This is a genomic window from Bartonella sp. TS82HLJMH (genome assembly GCF_042193495.1).
GTDB lineage: Bacteria > Pseudomonadota > Alphaproteobacteria > Rhizobiales > Rhizobiaceae > Bartonella > Bartonella grahamii.
This window is the reverse complement of the sequence record NZ_JBHILU010000007.1, coordinates 1-19,018: the sequence shown is the minus strand read 5'-3', so window position 1 is coordinate 19,018 and position 19,018 is coordinate 1. Positions and strand designations below refer to the sequence as shown.

Below are 19,018 nucleotides of genomic sequence, written 5' to 3'. Positions count from 1 at the left end.
TAATGAATAAAGCAGAAATATTTTTTCAGTCCACTCCATGGTTTATTTTCCTCATATCTTATCTCATTGGCTCGATTCCATTTGGTCTTCTTTTTACGAGATTAGCCAAACTTGGCGATGTGAGAACAATTGGTTCCGGCAATATTGGAGCTACAAATGTTTTACGAACAGGAAATAAACAGCTTGCTGCTCTAACTCTTCTTTGTGATATGTTGAAAGGAACTATCGTTGTTTTCGTTATAAAGTTTTTTAGTGATCCGCTAGACAACAGTATCCTTGTTTCTCTAGCAGGTTTTTTTGTTTTCTTAGGACATCTTTTCCCCATATGGCTTAAATTTAAAGGCGGCAAAGGTGTTGCTACCTATCTAGGGGTCTGCTTAGGAATCTATTGGCCTGCAGCAATTATTTTTATTATTGTATGGATAACGATTTTTCTACTCACACGCTATTCTTCATTATCCGCACTCGTTTCTGTTGTTATAACTGCGATATTTGTTTTTTACTTTTCCGATCCTTATTTCTATTTTATGCTGATTGTGATGAGCATATTTGTGTATATAAAGCATTACGCAAATATCGGTAGATTATTAATTGGGGAAGAAAGTAAGATTGGGACTCAAAACGGGGATAAATAAAGGAATCCTGCTCACTGATCGTCAACGTCTAAATTGGTTACGGTTGTTGCGTAGTGAAAATATTGGAGCTGTTAGTTTTCGTAATCTCATTGATCATTATAAAACAGCAGAAGCTGCTCTGGCAGCGCTGCCAGAGCTTAGCAAAAAAGGTGGTGGTTCTGTATCTATTAAAATAGCAAGCTTAGAAGATGCAGAAAAAGAAATACAAAAAGCTAAAAGATTAGGTGTTCGGTTTATCGGTATGGGAGAACCAGATTATCCAGCTTTTCTTAAGATTACAGAAGCTCCTCCGCCGCTTATTGCTATCAAAGGTAATGTTTCAATTTTTCAAAAAACTTCTATTGGAATTATAGGTTCTCGAAATGCTTCAGCTGCTGGAAAAAAGCTTACGGCTCAATTTGCGCGTTTTCTCGGAGAAGCAGACTTTGTAACAATTTCTGGGCTCGCTCGTGGAATTGATAGCGTTGCGCATCAAGCAAGTTTAAAAACAGGAACTGTTGCAGTCATGGCTGGGGGAATTGATCATATCTATCCTCCTGAAAATAAAAGGTTGCATGAAGATATCATCGCCAACGGCGGAGCCATCATCAGCGAAATGCCCATTTCTTGGAAGCCCCGTGCTATCGATTTTCCAAGAAGAAACCGTATTATTGCAGCTCTATCACTTGGTCTCTTGGTTGTAGAGGCAGCCCTGCGCTCAGGGTCCTTAATTACCGCACGTCAAGCAGCTGAAATGGGACGGTTAATTTTTGCCATTCCCGGTTCACCACTTGATCCAAGATCTGTTGGTACAAACAATCTTATCAAGGACGGTGCTCTACTCACCACACATCCTTCTGACATTATAGAAACACTTACGCCATTAATTTCACCGCTTCCAAATTCGCAACTCAATTTTTTTGAGGAACCATCCTCTTTACAACTTGAAAAGGAGAATTTTAATTTAGCAGACGAAAAAAATAGTGACCTCTCTTTAGCAGGTGATGATGCAGCACGTGCAGCAGTTCTCTCCGCTCTTTCAACAACGCCAATCGATTTAGACACACTCAGTACCCACACAGGTGCTCCACTTCCAACTCTCTACCTCTTGTTGGTAGAACTCGAACTTGCTGGAAAGCTTATTCGACACTCTGATGGTTGTGTGTCATTGTCGAATCTTGATCTTCCCCAAGAGCCTCAGCACTATTAATAATGCTTTGACCTTCTTTGGCAACCATATCCAAAAGCAATGCTAAAAGCGGACTATGCGCCTGACGCGCCATCTGATTCATTTGCTTAGACATGTCTGTAATATATTGGATAACTTTTAAATGATTTATAAACATAATCCTCTATCCTTGAGCATTTCCCCTCCTACCTCTCAATAGACGTTATCTTAGTATTTCGCCGTATGTTTTTGTAATAACAGTGGAAATTAAATCGTGCAATTCTATATAGGGTGTATTCTAATAATAACAATCATAAGTTGTGCAATATTCACGTTTTTTATACGACTAATATTTTTTTATGTGCTCTTAAGCAATTGTCATTAGCTATTCGTGTAAAAGGCGTTTATAAAAAAATTTTTTATTTCAATATTTGGGTAAAATTATGAATATCGTTATCGTTGAATCTCCAGCAAAAGCAAAAACAATTAATAAATATCTTGGGTCTCAATACAAAGTTGTTGCATCATTTGGACATGTTCGTGATTTACCTGCAAAAGATGGTTCTGTTTTACCGGATCAAGATTTTTCTATGAAATGGGATATAGATTCTTCTGCCGCTAAACGTTTAAATGAAATAGCAAAAGCCGTTAAAGAAGCCGATAGCCTTATATTAGCAACAGACCCTGATCGTGAAGGTGAGGCTATTTCATGGCATATTCTAGATGTTCTTCGTCAAAAAAAAGTTTTAAAAGATAAACCTATTAAAAGAGTTGTCTTCAATGCCATCACCAAAAAGTCTGTGCTTGATGCTATGAACAATCCACGTGATATTGATACATCACTTGTAGATGCTTATCTTGCACGTCGCGCACTTGATTATCTCGTTGGTTTTACACTTTCACCTGTTTTATGGCGGAAACTCCCTGGTGCACGTTCAGCAGGACGCGTTCAATCGGTTGCTTTGCGTATTATTTGTGATCGTGAATCAGAAATAGAACATTTTATCAAAGAAGATTATTGGTCCGTTACAACACAATTAAAAACCATCCGAAATGATAGTTTCCAAGCAAGATTGACAATGTTTAATCAAAGAAAAATAGGCAAGCTTGATATTCAATCTCAAGAACAAGCAGACCAAATTCGCTTTATGTTGGAGAAAGCCCAATATCATACACTCAGTGTTGAAGCAAAACCTACAAAGAGAAATCCTTTTCCTCCATTTACAACCTCCACACTACAACAAGCAGCTTCTTCAAAATTAGGATTTTCAGCTTCTCGCACTATGCAAATTGCCCAAAAGCTTTATGAAGGTATTGAAATTAATGGTGAAACGGCAGGGCTTATTACTTATATGCGTACCGATGGTGTGCAAATAGCACCAGAGGCTATTGATTCAGCACGAAAAGTTATTCATGAAACTTTCGGTAAAGACTATATTCCTGAAAAACCACGTTTTTATTCAACAAAGGCAAAAAATGCACAGGAAGCACACGAAGCGATCCGTCCAACAGATTTTCAACGCAATCCTAGTCAAGTCCGTAATTTTCTCGATAGCGATCAAGCAAAGCTCTATGAGTTGATATGGAAGCGTGCTATTGCCAGCCAAATGCGTTCTGCTGAAATTGAACGCACAACTGTTGAAATTGAAGCACAGCAAGGAGAAAACCGTGCAAATCTACGAGCAACAGGATCTGTTATTCGCTTTGATGGCTTTATTTCCGTCTACACCGATCAACGAGACGAAGAAAATAATGAAGAAAATGAAACAACACGTTTACCACAAATAAACACTGGTGAAGCACTTACAAAAGAAAAAGTTGAATCTGTACAGCATACCACAGAGCCCCCTTCTCGTTATTCTGAAGCTTCATTAATTAAAAAGCTTGAGGAGTTAGGAATTGGTCGTCCTTCAACTTATGCCTCCACATTGGCGACATTGTGTGACCGTGGATATATTGTAATTGATAAACGAAAGCTTATTCCCGATGCTAAGGGACGTATTGTTACAGCCTTTCTTGAAAATTTTTTTAATCGCTATGTAGAATATGGTTTCACAGCAGATCTTGAAGAAAAGCTGGATCTTATCTCTGATGGAAAACTTTCTTGGAAAGACGTATTGCGAGATTTTTGGGATGGATTTAATGCATCTATTAGCAATATCCAAGAACTCCGTATAACCAATGTTCTTGATGTTTTAAATGTAACATTAGCACCTCTCGCCTTTCCTGAACGTGAAGATGGAAGTGATGTGCGTTCCTGTCCTCTTTGTAAAAATGGTCAATTATCATTAAAACTCGGTCGTTATGGTGCTTTTGTTGGCTGTTCTAATTATCCCGAATGTAAGTACACACGCCAACTCGGTACAGATACTGGAGAAGAGAATGAAGCTGTGCGCAATGATGAACCTGTTATCCTTGGTATTGACCCTGAAACAGGAAAAGATATCTCTCTTCGTAATGGTCGGTTTGGTCCCTATATTCAACTTGGTGAAAGCAAAGAAGTTAAGCGTGCAGGACTACCAAAAGAATGGCAGGCAGAAAACGTAACCCTTGATAAAGCCTTGGCTTTACTATCCCTTCCCCGTGAAATTGGCACTCATCCTGAAACTGGAAAAACAATCACAGCTACGATTGGACGATATGGTCCCTATCTTAGCCATAACGGAAAATCTGCGCGCCTTCTTCATGCAGATGAAGTTTTTGATATTGGTATCAATCGCGCTGTTACAGTATTGGCAGAACAACAAGAAAACAAAACCAAGCAAAGAAGAACAACACCTACAGCATTGGCAACATTAGGAGAGCATCCCGAAGGAGGAACTATTACCGTGCGCAACGGGCGTTATGGTCCTTATGTCAATTGGGGTAAAATTAATGCAACATTGCCAAAAGATAAAGATCCCATTAGTGTAACACTGCCAGAGGCATTAGAACTTATATCGGCTAAAGCATCTAGTAAAAAAACAACTTCAAAAAGAGCTTCTTCTAAAACAAAAGCAAAAATAAAAGAGACATAAATTTTGGCTAAAGGTGAAAAAAACATAAAATATCTCTCTTCATTCAAGGGGAAAAAATTTCCCAATAAGGAAGAAATCCTTTCTTTTATAAATGAGAATCCTAACCACTCAAGTAAACGAGAAATCGCCGAAGCTTTTAACTTAAAAGGCGATTCTCATATTTGGCTTAGAGATATATTACGTGAGTTGAAGGATAAAAATCTTATATCTAAACAACGCAAAAGAGCAATAAACAAAGAAAAATTACCTCCTGTTACTTTAGTAAAAATTAGCGGACGTGATAAAGATGGAAGTTTTATCGCTCAACCTCTTGAATGGGAAGATTCTCCAAAGCCCAATATTGAAATACACTCTTTTCATCACATAAAAGGAAGTAGCATTGGTGTTGGAGATCATATTCTTGTAAAAGTTTTTCGAAATAAAAATTCTGAAAGCTCAAGCCCCCCTTATTCGGGACGAATTATTCGTAAAATTGATGTATCTCCCAAAAGCGCATTTGCTGTTGTACGAAAATTTGAAAATAATCAATGGCGCCTTGATCCTATAGACCGCAAAACCAATGAACTCATTGTTGAAATGTCTCCAGAAATGAAGATTGAAATTGGTGATCTCGTTGAAGTCGAAATTAAAAAAAATACTGGTTACGGATTAAAGAGCGCAAAAATAAAGAATGTTTTAGGGCATATTAAGAGTGAAAAAACACTCTCAATGATAGCGCTTCTTTCGAAAGGAATTCCTTATATTTTTCCTGAAAGTGTTCTTGAGCAAGTCAAACATACTAAAGCTGCCAATATGGATAATCGTGAAGATTGGCGACAATTACCATTTATTACAATTGATCCACCAGATGCAAAAGACCATGATGATGCAGTTTATGCAACCAAGGATAAGGATCCAGCAAATAATGATGGTTGGATTATTATTGTGGCCATTGCAGATGTTTCTTACTATATCAAAACAGGAAGCGCATTAGATAAAGAAGCATTGAAACGTGGAAATTCTGTTTATTTTCCCGATACCGTTGTGCCAATGTTACCTGAACGCCTTTCTCATGATTTATGTTCTCTGCGTGAAGGAAAAGAAAGACCAGCTTTAGCCGTTCGTATGATTTTTGATGCAAACGGTAATAAACAAAAACATAGTTTTCATCGTACTATGATTCGTGTAAGAGCCAAGCTTTCTTATCAAGAAGTACAATTAGCAATTGAAGGTAATATAAATGAAAAAACAGCCGCTCTTTTTGAGAGCATTTTGCAACCCTTATGGGAAGCCTATACATGCCTTAAAGCTGCGCGAAATCGTCGCCAACCATTAGAATTAGAAATTGCAGAAAAAAAGATTATTCTTGATCAAAACGGATGCATAAAAGATGTTGTGAGTGAAACACAATTAGAAGCGCATCGTTTAATTGAAGAGTTTATGATACAAGCCAATATTGCAGCTTCTGAAACATTAAAACAACATCACCAGCCCCTCATTTATCGTATTCATGAAAAACCTTCTCTTGCTAAGCAAGAAATACTTCGGAGCTTTCTTCAAAGTTTGGGGATACCACTCTCCCGCGGAAGCGAACTTACCTCAGCGCGCCTTAATAGCATTCTGGCAAAAGTGACGAATACACCACAAAAAGAATTGATCAACCAAGTTATTCTGCGCTCACAATCTCAAGCTGAGTATAATCCAAAAAATATCGGCCACTTTGGTTTAAACCTACATAACTATACACATTTTACATCCCCCATCCGTCGTTATGCTGATCTTATTATTCATCGAGCACTCATTAAAACGCTGAAATTAGGAAATGATCAATTAACAGATACACAAGAACAAAATCTTGCAGAAATTGCTACGCAAATTTCTTTATACGAGCGCCGTGCAATGATGGCTGAAAGGGAAACTATTGATCGGCTTGTTGCTCACTATTTAACGAATAAAATCGGCCGTATTTTTACAGGTCGCATTTCCGGAGTTACAAAAGCAGGTCTTTTTATCTCACTTGATAAACTCAATATAGATGGTTTTGTCCATATTTCTACACTTAAAAATGATTATTATCATTTTGATGAAGCACAACATGTTCTTATAGGACAGCGTAGCCATAAAGGCTATCAGCTCAGTGATGTTGTAGAAGTAAAACTTATAACGGTACAACCTTTTGCTGGCGCTTTATCCTTTGAACTCTTAACAAAACCTCGTCCAATAAAATTTTTACCGACATCCTACCATAAAAACAAATTAAAAAAACAAAAGCATACTTTTTATGGGAAAAGAAAAAATTAAGCTTCTTGTCCTCCATTAAATAGAACATGAATAATAAAAGAATGAATAAATTCAAGTTACGAAATGACTTATATTATGTAATATTTTTATTATTTTATGTGTACAATCTTTTTTCTTTAGTATACAAGAGGATAAATTTTATTGTTATCTCTATAATAACCATATAAAAATCTTGCAGTTTTTTATACTCAGGGAATGAGAAAAACTGCAAAGAATAGTTTTGGCTCCCTTTCATTTCATCTCATCTTTTTATTGTTTAAATCAACAAAAGTACCTTAAGCCATTCTCATGAAAAAAAAGCTTTTGACTCTCAAAACAATTCTTTGCGTGCAATTATTGCAGCTATTGTAACTATTGGCACCGTTGGAACAGCATTGGGAATAGGAACACAACTTGTCTCTCTTCTTATGGCAGAGAAAGGTATTTCCAATAGTATGATCGGCTATAGTGGAACTGTTGGTGGATTTGCCACAATTGTTGCAGCTATTTTTACTTCTCGAATCGCCTTATGCTTAGGCATTTCTAAAACGATATTATTTATGATGGCCATAGGATCTTTAAGTTTTTTAGGATTCTTTTTTTTGAATCCATATGGGTTTGGTTCTTTCCATTTATGCTATTGTCCTAGGATTAGGGTTTGCGGTAGGTCCAACACTATTAGCAAAAGTGGGAACACGAGGATTTATTCCTTTTGCTGTTGGTTATAGTCTTATTATATTGGCTGCTATCCCAATTCTTGCCGCTTGGAAATTAAGTCCAGAATTTCAAAAAAGCCAATATACACCATTTTTTCATTATCTTTTTCACGTTCCAAGCGCAATGATGGCAGTACTTGTTTACGGTGCTATTCAAATGGGCGCATTAACTCTTATTACACCCTTTAGCTTATCCATTGGTTATAATGAGAATGAAGCAGCACAATTTATAGCAACCCTTGCGCTCGGAAATGTTTTCCTCTTAATTCCTATCAGCATTATAAGCGATTATGCCAAAGATCGACGCTATCCGCTGATAAGTTGCGCTATCTTAGGTTTTGTGGGAACTTTCATGGTACCATGGATCATTCAATATCCATGGATTCTGATGCTTGATCTGTTCCTTCTTGGTGGTGTATCAGCGAGCCTTTATACAATCGGCCTTGCACATCTAGGGGCACGTCTCAAGGGACAAGAACTTGCTGCTGCTAATTCTGCTTTTATTTTTTGCTATGGAATTGGTATGCTTATCGGGCCGACCGTTATCGGAAAATCCATGGATATCTTTAATCCTTTCGGTTTTTCAATAGCTATGGCTGTTTTTTTTAGTTTATATGTCACTCTGGTGTTTGTCCAACTTATGAGAAAATTAATCAGCTCTTGACTTTTTTGAGAACATCCGTAGTGTTGCTGGAAAATCTGATGACATCAGAAATAAGTTTTGATAACAAGATAATATTTTTTCAGTATAAATAGGGTTCTTACATTATGGCTAAAGCAGCAACCATTAAGATCAAGCTTTTATCAACTGCAGATACCGGTTTTTTCTATGTAACAAAGAAAAACAGCCGTACAATGACAGATAAAATGAGCAAGCGTAAATATGATCCAGTTGTAAAAAAGCACGTTGAATTTAAAGAAACAAAAATTAAATAAATAGACTTATCATTGAATTGATAGATTTTATACTCCAAAAGAGATGTGGGAATATTGCTCTTCAAAGTTATTTTTTGAGGGGTGTTTTTTGTTTCCTTAAGTTTAAAAAGTTTACTTTAAAATTTGTATGTTTTGTACGGTTTTGAATAAGTTGATTTATTATTTAAGTTGCTTACATATATTCTACATGAATATTTGATTATTGTGATTATCTAACGAAAATTTTGTCATTAAAACGAGACATTGTTTCGTCATATGAATAAAATTTCTCGAACGAATTATAAGCAATACTAAAATAGAGTGCGTTATAATAATGTTAGCAGTTTCTTGGTTTCATGAAAAAAAATTCTCATTTTAATCTAAGAAGCTTAAAAAAAATCACTGGTTTTAATATTTTTGTTGCTGCTAGCATTCTTATTGTTATATCAGTTTATTTTATGCAAAATCAGCCGTTGACTCAAAAAGAAAAATTTTCTTCTCAAAACTCTGTTGAAGGAAATGCGATAATCATTGATGGCGATTCTATCATGATTTCTTCAATTAAGGTTCGACTGGTTGGAATTGATGCTCCTGAACTCCACCAATTTTGTGGAAAAAAGAAGGAACGCTACCCTTGTGGACTTGAGGCTAAAAAATATTTAGAACAACTACTAGAAAATAAAACTGTTACATGTCACTGGCATAAAACAGATCAATACCGTCGTGTTCTTGCAACATGTAAAACAAAACACGTTAGCAATATCAATGCAACGCTTGTACATAATGGTTGGGCTGTAAGTTATTATGAATACCCCAAAGAAGAACAAGAAGCTAGAAAGAAAAAGAAAGGAATATGGGCATCAAGTTTTCAACGACCGCGAGAATGGCGCAAAGCAAATCCTCGCACTGAATAAGAAAAATATTTTTTAATTTCATTGATCAATGAAACGATGTAATCAGATTATTAAACTTGAAAAAAAAATCTATTCCTGTCGTGTTTGTATCCAACAACCACATTATTTCCCTCCTCTTCCTCACGAACCAAATCCCGTCGTTTATTTATCCGATACGGCTTCGATTGCAATTGCAGGACAAGCACCAGGATTGCGTGTCCATGAAACTTCTATCCCTTTTAATGATCGCTCTGGAAAAAGGCTGCGTGATTGGTTGGGGGTAACGAAAGAAGAATTTTATAACAAATCTCTTTTTGCTATTGTTCCTATGGGATTTTGTTTTCCAGGTTATGACAACAATAAAGCTGATTTACCACCAAGGCGTGAATGTCGAGAAATATGGCATGAAAAGATATTTCAAGCGATGCCTCAAATAAAGCTTGTTCTTGCTATTGGCAGTTATGCGCAAAAGTGGCATATTACAGAATTAAAACATAAAACTGTTTCAGCAACCGTTAGTGATTGGAGAAATATTCTTTCCATCCCCCAACCTCAAGGCTATAACGTTATGCCTTTGCCTCATCCATCATGGCGAAATACCTCTTGGTTACAGAAAAACCCATGGTTCAACGATGAGCTTATCATATATCTGCGTCGTTTAGTGCGTAAATTTTTATAAATTAAAATATTGAGAAAAAATATGGACCGTCTTGACCGAAAAATTTTACATCTTTTGCAAGAAAATGCAACACTTTCTGTTGCTGATATTGCTAAAAAAGTGGGACTTTCGACCACTCCTTGCTGGCGTAGAATTCAAAAACTTGAAGAAGATGGCGTCATTCAGCGTCGTGTTGCCGTTCTCTCTCCAGAAAAAGTGAATGCGCACGTCACTGTTTTTGTGTCTATTCGCACAAACACACATAGTCATGAATGGTTTAAGCGTTTTTCAAAAATTGTGCAAGAATTCCGTGAAGTCATTGAATTTTATCGAATGAGTGGAGATATTGACTATTTATTGCGTGTTGTTGTGCCCAACATTGAAGCTTATGATCTTTTTTATAAAAAATTAATTTCTAAAATTGACATCCGTGATGTCTCATCTTCTTTCGCAATGGAACAGATTAAATATACAACGGAACTTCCACTCAATTATATTAAATTACACGACAAGACGCATGAACAAACCTCTTAAGAGTTTTTTATATCGTCTCATTATCTTTTAGGCATTCAAACTTCCTTGTTAAAAACCACCATTTGTGCATGTGTTAAAACAGCAGCTTTGACAATACCAGCTGCCATAGCTGCTCCTGTCCCTTCACCAAGACGCATCCCCAAATCCAGAAGTGGTTCTTTGCCAATTTTTTTTAAAAGTTTACGATGAGCTGTCTCAGAAGAAACATGTCCAACAAGGGTATGATCAAGAGCTTTTGGATGCATTTTATAAAGGACTGCTGCAGCTGCTGTTGCTACAAAACCGTCTAAAATAACGGGTATTTTTCCTATTCTTGCTGCTAAAATAGCACCAACCATAGCAGCAATTTCACGTCCTCCTAAGCGACGCATTATCTCAAAAGGATCATTAAAATAATCCTTATGCAAAGAAATGGCTGTCTTAACCGCTGCGATTTTACGCTGATAAAAATCACCTTCTGATTCCATACCATTTTCTGTCCATTCTTCCACTTCTCCTCCAAACAATGCTAAGCATAAAGCTGAAGCTATTGTTGTGTTTCCAATTCCCATTTCTCCAATACATAAAAGATCTGTCCCACCCGCAATGGATTCCATTCCAAATGCCATTGTAGCAGCTGCACTCCGCTCATCCATTGCAGCATCCTTCGTAATATTCATTGTTGGATATTCCAATGCTAAATCAAATATTTTTAATCCAAGATCATAAGCAATACAAATTTGATTGATAGCAGCTCCACCAGATGCAAAATTTTGCACCATCTTTTGTGTCATAGATTGTGGAAATGGTGTAACATTTTCTTCTACTATACCATGGTTTCCAGAAAAAATAGCGACCAAAGGTCGCGTTACAATAGGTTTTTCTGTACCCCTCCATCCCGCATACCAAACAGCAATATCTCCCAGTTTTCCCAATGTTCCTTGCTCTTTTGTTAAGTTTTTTTGCCGTTTTTTTGCCAAGATTATAGAAAACTCATCAGCAACAGGTAAATTTGTAAGCAAAGCACGAAAATCATCAAATGGACTAGCGGTCATAAGGATACCTTTTAAAATCTACAATGTTTATGAAAATCACGTCATATATATAGGATATGAATAATTTATTGTTTTTTAAATAGTGCCTTAAAAGCGTTAAATATTATGAAAGCAATGATTTCTATATTCTATGTTCTAATCAAATAACGAATATGAAAGATTTAAAAATATTATCAATATGTTATTACTATTTTTACATTATGCTCTTAACCTATTTTTCTATTAAATAGAAGCAATCAGCATGTTGTTTAATATATAAATTCTAACATTCCTTCTATAACAGAAGTTGCAAACTTTCAAAAACTCATAAAATCGAAGGGATCAAAATGATCATAAAGAAATCAAAAAACAAAGGATCTCAACTTTAACATATGTTAATGCCAGGCTGTTATTAAATGAGAGCATAAAAAGCTTCTTTTAAAATACATATATCTGCATTTGGTTTTGTCGCATCATTTGCTAATATTTGCCTCCATCGACGTGCACCACCCCGCCCATGAAATAAACCAATCATGTGACGCGTCACATGAGAAAGGCGCCCTCCCGATGCAATATGTCGAGCCGCATAATCACACATAACCTCAATAAGATCACTCTCACTCAGATTATTTTGCGCCTCATCATAGAGTTCAAAATCAATATGTTTTAACAAAGCTGGATCATGATAAACTTGGCGACCAAGCATGACAGCATCACAGAAAGTTAAGTGTTTTTTGATCTCATCTATCGATTTAATTCCACCATTTATCCCAATGAATTTATGAGGATATTTACGTTTTAATTTATAAACCCTTTCATAATTAAGGGGCGGAATATTGCGATTTTCTTTCGGACTCAATCCTTGTAGCCATGCCTTGCGTGCATGTATCCAGAGCGCATCACATCCAGCATTCCAAACCTGATTAGCCAAAAGATCTAACGCTAACTCTTCATCTTGTTCGTCTACTCCAATCCGACATTTGACAGTTACTGGTATAGTAACCTCTCGTTTCATCGCTTCCACAGCATTTGCCACGATGTCTGGATGTAGCATCAAACAAGCCCCAAAGACACCTGCTTGAACACGATTTGATGGGCAACCGACATTGAGATTTATTTCGTTGTAGCCAAAATCTTCAGCAATTCGTGCAGCTACTGCTAACTTTTTCGGATCTGCCCCCCCTAATTGTAATGCAACTGGACGTTCTTTATCGCTAAAAGCCAACAATTGTTCGCGAACACCATGAATGACAGAATCTGCTACCATCATTTCCGTATAAAGGAGTGCTTTTTTCGTTAAAAGACGATAAAAAAACCTGCAATGTCGATCTGTCCAGTCCAACATTGGTGCTACTGCAAATTTTACAGGTGATGGAAGGTTGTAAAATATCATGAGGGTACTATTACTCTCATATCCCTATAGCTCTCTTTATACATAGAAAAATACTTACTTTTAGTTTACGGAAAGTTTTATTCTCTTATACTATCATGAGTATAATAACAGCCCATTATCTTCAATTGATATAAAGATTTACTACAATCAATCATGATAAAACACAATATGGCATTTCTTATAGATTAGTGTTCAGGTATATAAACATGAAAAAAATTTTTCATAATAGATTTAATTTTCTTTAGATTTTTTTTAACTTATTGTGCAAATAAACGCTACAGAAGGTACTTTTATCTTCTCCTCAAGAAAAAATAAAAATCCTTATTTTACACGAAGCTAATTATAAATCATTTTTTCTCAATGAGTGATTCTTGGTAATATTCTTGGATTTCACTTTATAAGATAGATAAATTTGATCCTAAATATTCTATCTAATTTTGCCATTTTATGACTCTTGCAAAAAAAAACTAAAATCAGGGTATAGACAATCATTGTCTTTTTAATATGTATGACTGACACCAGTATCTCTTGAGAAAAAAATATTTTACAATATTGCAAGATAAAATCTGTAAAATGAAATGATCATAAACGTTATTCAATCTCTTGTTTACCTTGCATATAGGAAGAAAGAGTATCAACCTCTTGTTCATTAAATAGGAGACCAAGTTTTGAACGACGCCATAACACATCTTCACATGCTTTAGCCCATTCTTTTTCCATCAACCATTTTACTTCTACTTCATAAAGCCCATGTCCAAAATTTTTTCCTCTATTTGCCTTACCATGTGCAAATATCACTAATGCTTCCGTACCATAGGAGCGTGCGAGTCTTCGATGTGTAAAAGCATCTAAATCTGGCATCAAAAGAGCAATCTTATTTTCGATTATATTTAATTGATTATACGGAAAATCACCCCCTGGAAGTACTGTCTTAGCCGTCCATGATTCTCCCTTTTTACCAAGCGCTTTTTCAACAAATTTCATCGCATCTTCAGCCAACTTACGATAAGTTGTAATCTTTCCACCGTAAAGATTAAGAATCTTTGGTGTTGTCCCTGTTCCCATTTCTTTTAAAACATAATCGCGCGTAATTTCTTGTGCTTTTGAAGCTCCATCATCATAGAGTGGACGAACTCCAGAGTAAGACCAGACAATTGTTTCAGGCAACACTGGTTGTATGAAATATTCACTGGCTGCTGTACAAATGTAATCAATTTCTGTATCAGTAATATGAACGTCAGCCGGATCTCCTTGATAATTACAATCTGTTGTTCCAAGCAAGGTAAATTCTTCTTGATACGGAATAGCAAATATAATACGCCCATCACCATTTTGAAAAATATAAGCACGATCATGAGTATAAAGCTTAGGAACCAAAATATGAGAACCTCTAACAAGCCGTACTGGTGGATGTTCTTTACAGTCTAATATGCTTGCCAAAACATGATCAATCCAAGGTCCTGTCATATTCGCAACATAAGAAGCTGTAACACTATATTCTTTACTACTTAACTTGTCTTGAAGAACGATACGCCATTTATTGTCTTCTTTTTTTAAAGAGAGAACTTCTGTTCGTACTTTTATATCAGCTCCCCACTTTTCTGCATCACGAGCATTGCCAATAACTAAACGCGCATCATCTACTCTTGCATCAGAATATTCAAAACCTCTCTGATATTCTTTCTTCAGTGTAGAGCAAAATTTTTTTGAAAAATTAATTGTTTTACTACGCCATAATTTCTGATTCCAATTCCCTAAATAATCATAAATAAAAAGTCCAAAACGCAACATCCAAGCAGGGCGCAATTCTTTATGATAAGGAAGGAGAAAACGCAAAGGACGCACAATATGCGGAGCCATACGTAAAATGATCTCGCGTTCTTTCAATGCTTCACGAACAAGTTTGAACTCATAGTGTTCAAGATAACGAAGCCCACCATGAATAAGCTTTGTTGACGCACTTGAGGTCCCAGATGCAAGATCGTTCATTTCAGCCAATCCCACTTTAAATCCGCGTCCTGCTGCGTCTCTTGCCAATCCACACCCGTTTATCCCTCCCCCAATGATAAACAGCTCATAATGTGTTGTGGTTTTCATAATTTCACTTTTCATTTCATTATTTAATTTTGTTTCTCAGTACTCAATAAAGCAATAGGAAAAAATAATACAAGTGTTCTTCATTGTATTATCAACGTACTTTTTTCTAAAATAAACACACACAAAAAGCTTTTGATACCCTTATACATCAAAACAATATTTGACAAATTAAAGAGATTTTTTTTATCTTTTACAAAAAATAATCCTTGCCAAGCCAAAGTTCATCATATGAAGTCTTTTTAGAGAAAAATTGATGTTTTTTCTCATTCTTAAATACACACTATAGCTAAATGCTTTATTGCACATAGATAACGCTTTTCATATAGTTCACTCAATGACACACTAGGAAATATGAAGGTATACAGATGACTCATCACTCTCAAAATTCGAAAATAACACCTCTTTCAAAAATTTTAGTCCCAGTTATGTCGAGTATTTTAATCTTTTTACCTTCTTTATCAAACGCAACATCACACTCAAAAACAGCAAATCATTTAAGCTTAGAAAAGCTTAAAACACAACTTTTGGAAGATTCTAGCTTTTTATCTAAGCTTAAAGAAAAAATGATACCACATACTGATTCTCATCATATTCAACAAATTGTCAGAGAGTACCTTCTTACTCATCCAGAAGTTCTGATTGAAATGCAGCTTATTCTTCAAGATAAGCTGGAAAAACAGAATGAATACGAAAACAAAATACAAACTTCTGTCATCCATTTATTAGAAAAAGAAATTTTTCATTCTCCTCATGACGCCGTTTTGGGAAACCCAAATGGTAAAAAAGTGCTTGTCAATTTTTTTGATTACAACTGTGGATATTGTAAAAGTTCCTATTCACATATAGAAGACTTGATAAAAGAATATCCAGATTTAAAGGTTATTATTAAGGATTTACCAATTTTAAGCTCTGATTCTATGGCAGCCCATACTGTTGCCTACGCATTTCGAAAACAATTCCCAGAGAAATATCCTCAGTTTCACAAAACGCTTTTAATGTATCAGGGTCGCGCAAATGAAGCTAAAGCTATTAAAGTAGCTGTTTCATTAGGAGCAGATGAGAAAAAACTACGTAATGCAATAAAAGATCCGACTCTACAAAACGCTTTTAAAGAAAATATCCAAATTGCCTCTAAACTTCATATTACGGGAACACCTTCTTACATCATTGGTAATAAAATATTCATTGGCGCAGCCAGACAAGATACTCTAAAACAAGCGATAGACAATACACGGTGAATACCTGATCAGTTTTAGGAAGAATACTGTAAATGAGGTAATTTTATGCTTTCTCTTTTTTGATAACAGGCTTATAAGTGCAATTTTGCGTAAAGCAGATACGAGTTTAAATTGCAAAGTATAATGATTTAAAGGAAATAAAAATCTTTAAAGCCTCAAAAGATCTCATCCCTAATCTAGAGATATTCGGTCATAAAATGAGATAATGACGATCTTCATTGATCAAGGAGTTAGAAATAAAATGGCAACAAAAAAAATGGATTCGGCAAAAACCGCAATTGATACGAAAATTATTCGTGATCTTGCTGAAATTTTGAATGATACCAATTTAACGAACATTGAAGTTGAACAAGGGGAGCTTCGTATTTGTGTCTCACGCCAAAATACCTTAACTTCTTCTGAGCAAGCAATCTATGCTCCTGTTTCTACTCCTACTTTTTCTGTAACATCTTCTCCGGTCCCAACAACTGAATCTCCCATACAATCTATCCAAGAAGATAAATCAAAAAACACAATAACCTCTCCGATGGTTGGAACAGCTTATCTTGCACCTTCACCAGGTGCACAACCTTTTGTAGAAGTAGGACAAAATGTTTCTGAAGGAGAGACATTACTTATTATTGAAGCCATGAAAACAATGAATCAAATTTCATCACCACGCTCAGGCACGGTAACCACTGTTCTTGTCAAAGATGGCCAACCTGTTGAATTTGGTGAACCACTTATTATTGTTGAATAAAGCGAGGGGCAACCATGATTCGAAAAATCCTCATTGCTAATCGGGGAGAAATTGCTCTTCGCGTTTTGCGTGCATGTAAAGAACTTGGCATAAAAACCGTAGCTGTTCACTCTACCGCTGATGCAGATGCAATGCATGTTCGTCTTGCTGACGAAAGTGTTTGTATTGGCCCTCCTCCCGCTCGCGATTCTTATTTGAGTATTCAGCAAATTATTGCTGCTTGTGAAATTACAGGAGCTGATGCTGTTCATCCAGGTTATGGCTTTCTTTCTGAAAATGCAAAATTTGCAGATGTTCTAGAAGCCCATGATATTACATTCATCGGTCCAACAGCTACTCATATCCGAATCATGGGCGATAAAATCGAAGCAAAGAAGACCGCCAAAAAACTTGGTATTCCTGTAGTTCCCGGTTCAGATGGAGCAGTCACTGAAGAATCAGATGCTTTACGCACTGCTCGTGAAATTGGTTATCCCGTTATTATCAAAGCTTCTGCCGGTGGTGGTGGACGTGGTATGAAAGTCGTTCATTCTGAACAAGAATTTTCTATAGCTCTCAAAACAACGCGTTCAGAAGCGAAAGCTGCTTTTGGTGATGATGCTGTTTACATAGAGAAATATTTAGAAAAACCCCGTCATATTGAAATTCAAGTCATAGGTGATGGTGCGGGAAATGCTATTCATTTAGGAGAACGCGATTGTTCACTTCAACGACGGCATCAAAAAGTATGGGAAGAAGCTACATCACCTGCACTTAATGAAACTGAACGAAAAAAAATTGGTAGTATTGTTGCAAATGCCTGTGCCCAACTTGGATATCGTGGAGCTGGTACTATTGAATTTCTTTATGAAAATGGCGAATTTTATTTCATTGAAATGAATACGCGTTTACAAGTCGAACATCCTGTAACTGAAGCAATTACAGGTATAGATTTAGTCCATGAACAAATCCATATTGCATCAGGCTGCGAGCTTTCAGTGACACAAGATGATGTCTGTTTTTCTGGTCATGCCATTGAATGCCGTATTAATGCAGAAGATCCTATTAACTTTACGCCATCACCTGGAACCATTACACATTTTCATACACCTGGAGGTTTAGGGATTCGTGTTGATTCAGGTGCTTATTCAGGTTATCGCATCCCCCCTTATTATGATAGTATGATTGGAAAGCTGATTGTTCATGGACGTACCCGTTTAGAATGTATGATGCGTTTACGGCGTGCTTTAGATGAATTTGTCGTCGATGGGATAAAAACTACACTACCTCTTTTTCGCGATCTTATTAATAATCAAGATGTTGCTGATGGTAATTATAATATTCACTGGCTAGAAAAATACCTTGCTCATCAATCAAAGTCTTCAGATTCGTAATTCGATAGCAAAATGGTAAATTCTTATAAAAGATTCTATAAGATATCAACATAAGAATAATTCCAACCTTGCTGTAAAAAGTGGTAAAAGAGGAAATAAGTTGGTTATTTTTTTATTTGTTATATAGTTTTCTTTTAATATGTACAAAATTTGATAATTTTCTGTTTTCCTTTTTGTGAGTTTGTGCTAACTCCTACATGGTTACGCCCTTATAGCTCAGTTGGTAGAGCACCTGATTTGTAATCAGGGGGTCGGGAGTTCGAGTCTCTCTGGGGGCACCATTTTGTATCTTCAACATATTGAAATATATAGATTTTTTCTTTAAATAGCCATTTTCAGACCACCTTTTAGACCACCTTCTACAGTTTATATAATTTTACCTAATTTGTTC

General features: G+C 36.1%; 16 protein-coding genes and 1 tRNA gene. 13 read left to right on the top strand and 4 right to left on the bottom strand.

The features are described 5' to 3' along the window. Positions 1–2: 2 nt before the first annotated feature. Together plsY and dprA are read left to right on the top strand one after the other, a co-directional pair. A complete protein-coding gene (gene plsY / locus ACFIKO_RS04660) occupies positions 3–635 on the top strand; it encodes a glycerol-3-phosphate 1-O-acyltransferase PlsY (protein ID WP_375619834.1) in 633 nt (210 codons plus the stop codon). Next, entirely contained in the window at positions 610–1,824 is a 1,215-nt protein-coding gene (gene dprA, locus ACFIKO_RS04655) for a DNA-processing protein DprA (protein ID WP_375673424.1), read from the top strand. The genes plsY and dprA overlap by 26 nt, the downstream gene beginning before the upstream one ends. Here dprA and ACFIKO_RS04650 read toward each other — a convergent pair. Next, on the bottom strand, positions 1,754–1,960 hold the full coding sequence (locus ACFIKO_RS04650; RefSeq protein WP_005773510.1) for a hypothetical protein: 207 nt from the start codon (positions 1,958–1,960) through the stop codon (positions 1,754–1,756). The two genes, dprA and ACFIKO_RS04650, sit on opposite strands and share 71 nt — an antisense overlap. Before the next feature lie 265 nt (positions 1,961–2,225). Between ACFIKO_RS04650 and topA the strand changes: the two genes are divergently transcribed. The 7 genes from topA (at position 2,226) to ACFIKO_RS04615 (ending at position 10,774) form a co-directional block, all read left to right on the top strand. After that, positions 2,226–4,799 carry a type I DNA topoisomerase gene (gene topA / locus ACFIKO_RS04645; protein WP_375673423.1) on the top strand — a complete coding sequence of 858 codons (2,574 nt, stop codon included), beginning with the start codon at positions 2,226–2,228 and terminating at the stop codon, positions 4,797–4,799. A 3-nt stretch (positions 4,800–4,802) separates the two neighbouring features. Next, on the top strand, positions 4,803–7,079 hold the full coding sequence (gene rnr, locus ACFIKO_RS04640; RefSeq protein WP_375673422.1) for a ribonuclease R: 2,277 nt from the start codon (positions 4,803–4,805) through the stop codon (positions 7,077–7,079). Positions 7,080–7,670: 591 nt separating this feature from the next. Continuing rightward, positions 7,671–8,438: an MFS transporter gene (locus tag ACFIKO_RS04635; RefSeq protein ID WP_375619838.1), complete on the top strand. Its 768-nt coding sequence runs from the start codon at positions 7,671–7,673 to the stop codon at positions 8,436–8,438. A gap of 104 nt (positions 8,439–8,542) precedes the next feature. Then, a complete protein-coding gene (gene rpmG, locus ACFIKO_RS04630; protein WP_004864083.1) occupies positions 8,543–8,710 on the top strand; it encodes a 50S ribosomal protein L33 in 168 nt (55 codons plus the stop codon). A gap of 335 nt (positions 8,711–9,045) precedes the next feature. Beyond that, the gene (locus ACFIKO_RS04625; RefSeq protein WP_375619839.1) at positions 9,046–9,603 is read left to right on the top strand and encodes a thermonuclease family protein; all 558 of its coding nucleotides are present in this window, start codon (positions 9,046–9,048) and stop codon (positions 9,601–9,603) included. Between the two features lie 28 nt (positions 9,604–9,631). After that, the gene (locus ACFIKO_RS04620) at positions 9,632–10,261 is read left to right on the top strand and encodes a uracil-DNA glycosylase family protein (protein WP_375619840.1); all 630 of its coding nucleotides are present in this window, start codon (positions 9,632–9,634) and stop codon (positions 10,259–10,261) included. A 21-nt stretch (positions 10,262–10,282) separates the two neighbouring features. Next, on the top strand, positions 10,283–10,774 hold the full coding sequence (locus ACFIKO_RS04615; RefSeq protein WP_375619841.1) for an Lrp/AsnC family transcriptional regulator: 492 nt from the start codon (positions 10,283–10,285) through the stop codon (positions 10,772–10,774). Between the two features lie 35 nt (positions 10,775–10,809). Here ACFIKO_RS04615 and cobT read toward each other — a convergent pair whose 3' ends face one another. The 3 genes from cobT to glpD form a co-directional block, all read right to left on the bottom strand. After that, the gene (gene cobT, locus ACFIKO_RS04610) at positions 10,810–11,808 is read right to left on the bottom strand and encodes a nicotinate-nucleotide--dimethylbenzimidazole phosphoribosyltransferase (protein WP_375619842.1); all 999 of its coding nucleotides are present in this window, start codon (positions 11,806–11,808) and stop codon (positions 10,810–10,812) included. A 391-nt stretch (positions 11,809–12,199) separates the two neighbouring features. Continuing rightward, positions 12,200–13,180, bottom strand: a complete 981-nt coding sequence (gene dusA, locus ACFIKO_RS04605) for a tRNA dihydrouridine(20/20a) synthase DusA (RefSeq protein ID WP_375673421.1) — start codon at positions 13,178–13,180, stop codon at positions 12,200–12,202. Positions 13,181–13,771: 591 nt separating this feature from the next. Then, a complete protein-coding gene (gene glpD, locus ACFIKO_RS04600) occupies positions 13,772–15,292 on the bottom strand; it encodes a glycerol-3-phosphate dehydrogenase (protein ID WP_375619844.1) in 1,521 nt (506 codons plus the stop codon). A gap of 350 nt (positions 15,293–15,642) precedes the next feature. On the opposite strand from glpD, the gene ACFIKO_RS04595 reads away from it, so the two are divergent. From ACFIKO_RS04595 to ACFIKO_RS04580, 4 genes are all read left to right on the top strand, one after another. Next, positions 15,643–16,515 (top strand): DsbA family protein, encoded by an 873-nt coding sequence (locus tag ACFIKO_RS04595; protein ID WP_375619845.1) that lies wholly within the window; start codon positions 15,643–15,645, stop codon positions 16,513–16,515. Between the two features lie 241 nt (positions 16,516–16,756). After that, the gene (gene accB, locus ACFIKO_RS04590; RefSeq protein ID WP_273787930.1) at positions 16,757–17,254 is read left to right on the top strand and encodes an acetyl-CoA carboxylase biotin carboxyl carrier protein; all 498 of its coding nucleotides are present in this window, start codon (positions 16,757–16,759) and stop codon (positions 17,252–17,254) included. A 14-nt stretch (positions 17,255–17,268) separates the two neighbouring features. Next, complete coding sequence (gene accC, locus ACFIKO_RS04585; RefSeq protein WP_273787929.1) at positions 17,269–18,627, top strand: acetyl-CoA carboxylase biotin carboxylase subunit; 1,359 nt, start codon at positions 17,269–17,271, stop codon at positions 18,625–18,627. A 205-nt stretch (positions 18,628–18,832) separates the two neighbouring features. Continuing rightward, a tRNA-Thr gene (locus ACFIKO_RS04580) sits at positions 18,833–18,908 on the top strand. The last annotated feature ends 110 nt before the right edge of the window (positions 18,909–19,018 follow it).

Excerpts from the sequence above, each read along its gene's own strand:
- ACFIKO_RS04650 (WP_005773510.1), bottom strand. The coding sequence starts at position 1,960 with ATGTTTATAAATCATTTAAAAGTTATCCAATATATTACAGACATGTCT.
- cobT (WP_375619842.1), bottom strand. The coding sequence starts at position 11,808 with ATGACCGCTAGTCCATTTGATGATTTTCGTGCTTTGCTTACAAATTTA.
- dusA (WP_375673421.1), bottom strand. The coding sequence starts at position 13,180 with ATGATATTTTACAACCTTCCATCACCTGTAAAATTTGCAGTAGCACCA.
- topA (WP_375673423.1), top strand. The coding sequence starts at position 2,226 with ATGAATATCGTTATCGTTGAATCTCCAGCAAAAGCAAAAACAATTAAT.
- ACFIKO_RS04635 (WP_375619838.1), top strand. The coding sequence starts at position 7,671 with ATGGGTTTGGTTCTTTCCATTTATGCTATTGTCCTAGGATTAGGGTTT.
- ACFIKO_RS04625 (WP_375619839.1), top strand. The coding sequence starts at position 9,046 with ATGAAAAAAAATTCTCATTTTAATCTAAGAAGCTTAAAAAAAATCACT.
- plsY (WP_375619834.1), top strand. The coding sequence starts at position 3 with ATGAATAAAGCAGAAATATTTTTTCAGTCCACTCCATGGTTTATTTTC.
- ACFIKO_RS04595 (WP_375619845.1), top strand. The coding sequence starts at position 15,643 with ATGACTCATCACTCTCAAAATTCGAAAATAACACCTCTTTCAAAAATT.
- accC (WP_273787929.1), top strand. The coding sequence starts at position 17,269 with ATGATTCGAAAAATCCTCATTGCTAATCGGGGAGAAATTGCTCTTCGC.
- rpmG (WP_004864083.1), top strand. The coding sequence starts at position 8,543 with ATGGCTAAAGCAGCAACCATTAAGATCAAGCTTTTATCAACTGCAGAT.
- accB (WP_273787930.1), top strand. The coding sequence starts at position 16,757 with ATGGCAACAAAAAAAATGGATTCGGCAAAAACCGCAATTGATACGAAA.
- ACFIKO_RS04620 (WP_375619840.1), top strand. The coding sequence starts at position 9,632 with ATGAAACGATGTAATCAGATTATTAAACTTGAAAAAAAAATCTATTCC.
- glpD (WP_375619844.1), bottom strand. The coding sequence starts at position 15,292 with ATGAAAAGTGAAATTATGAAAACCACAACACATTATGAGCTGTTTATC.
- ACFIKO_RS04615 (WP_375619841.1), top strand. The coding sequence starts at position 10,283 with ATGGACCGTCTTGACCGAAAAATTTTACATCTTTTGCAAGAAAATGCA.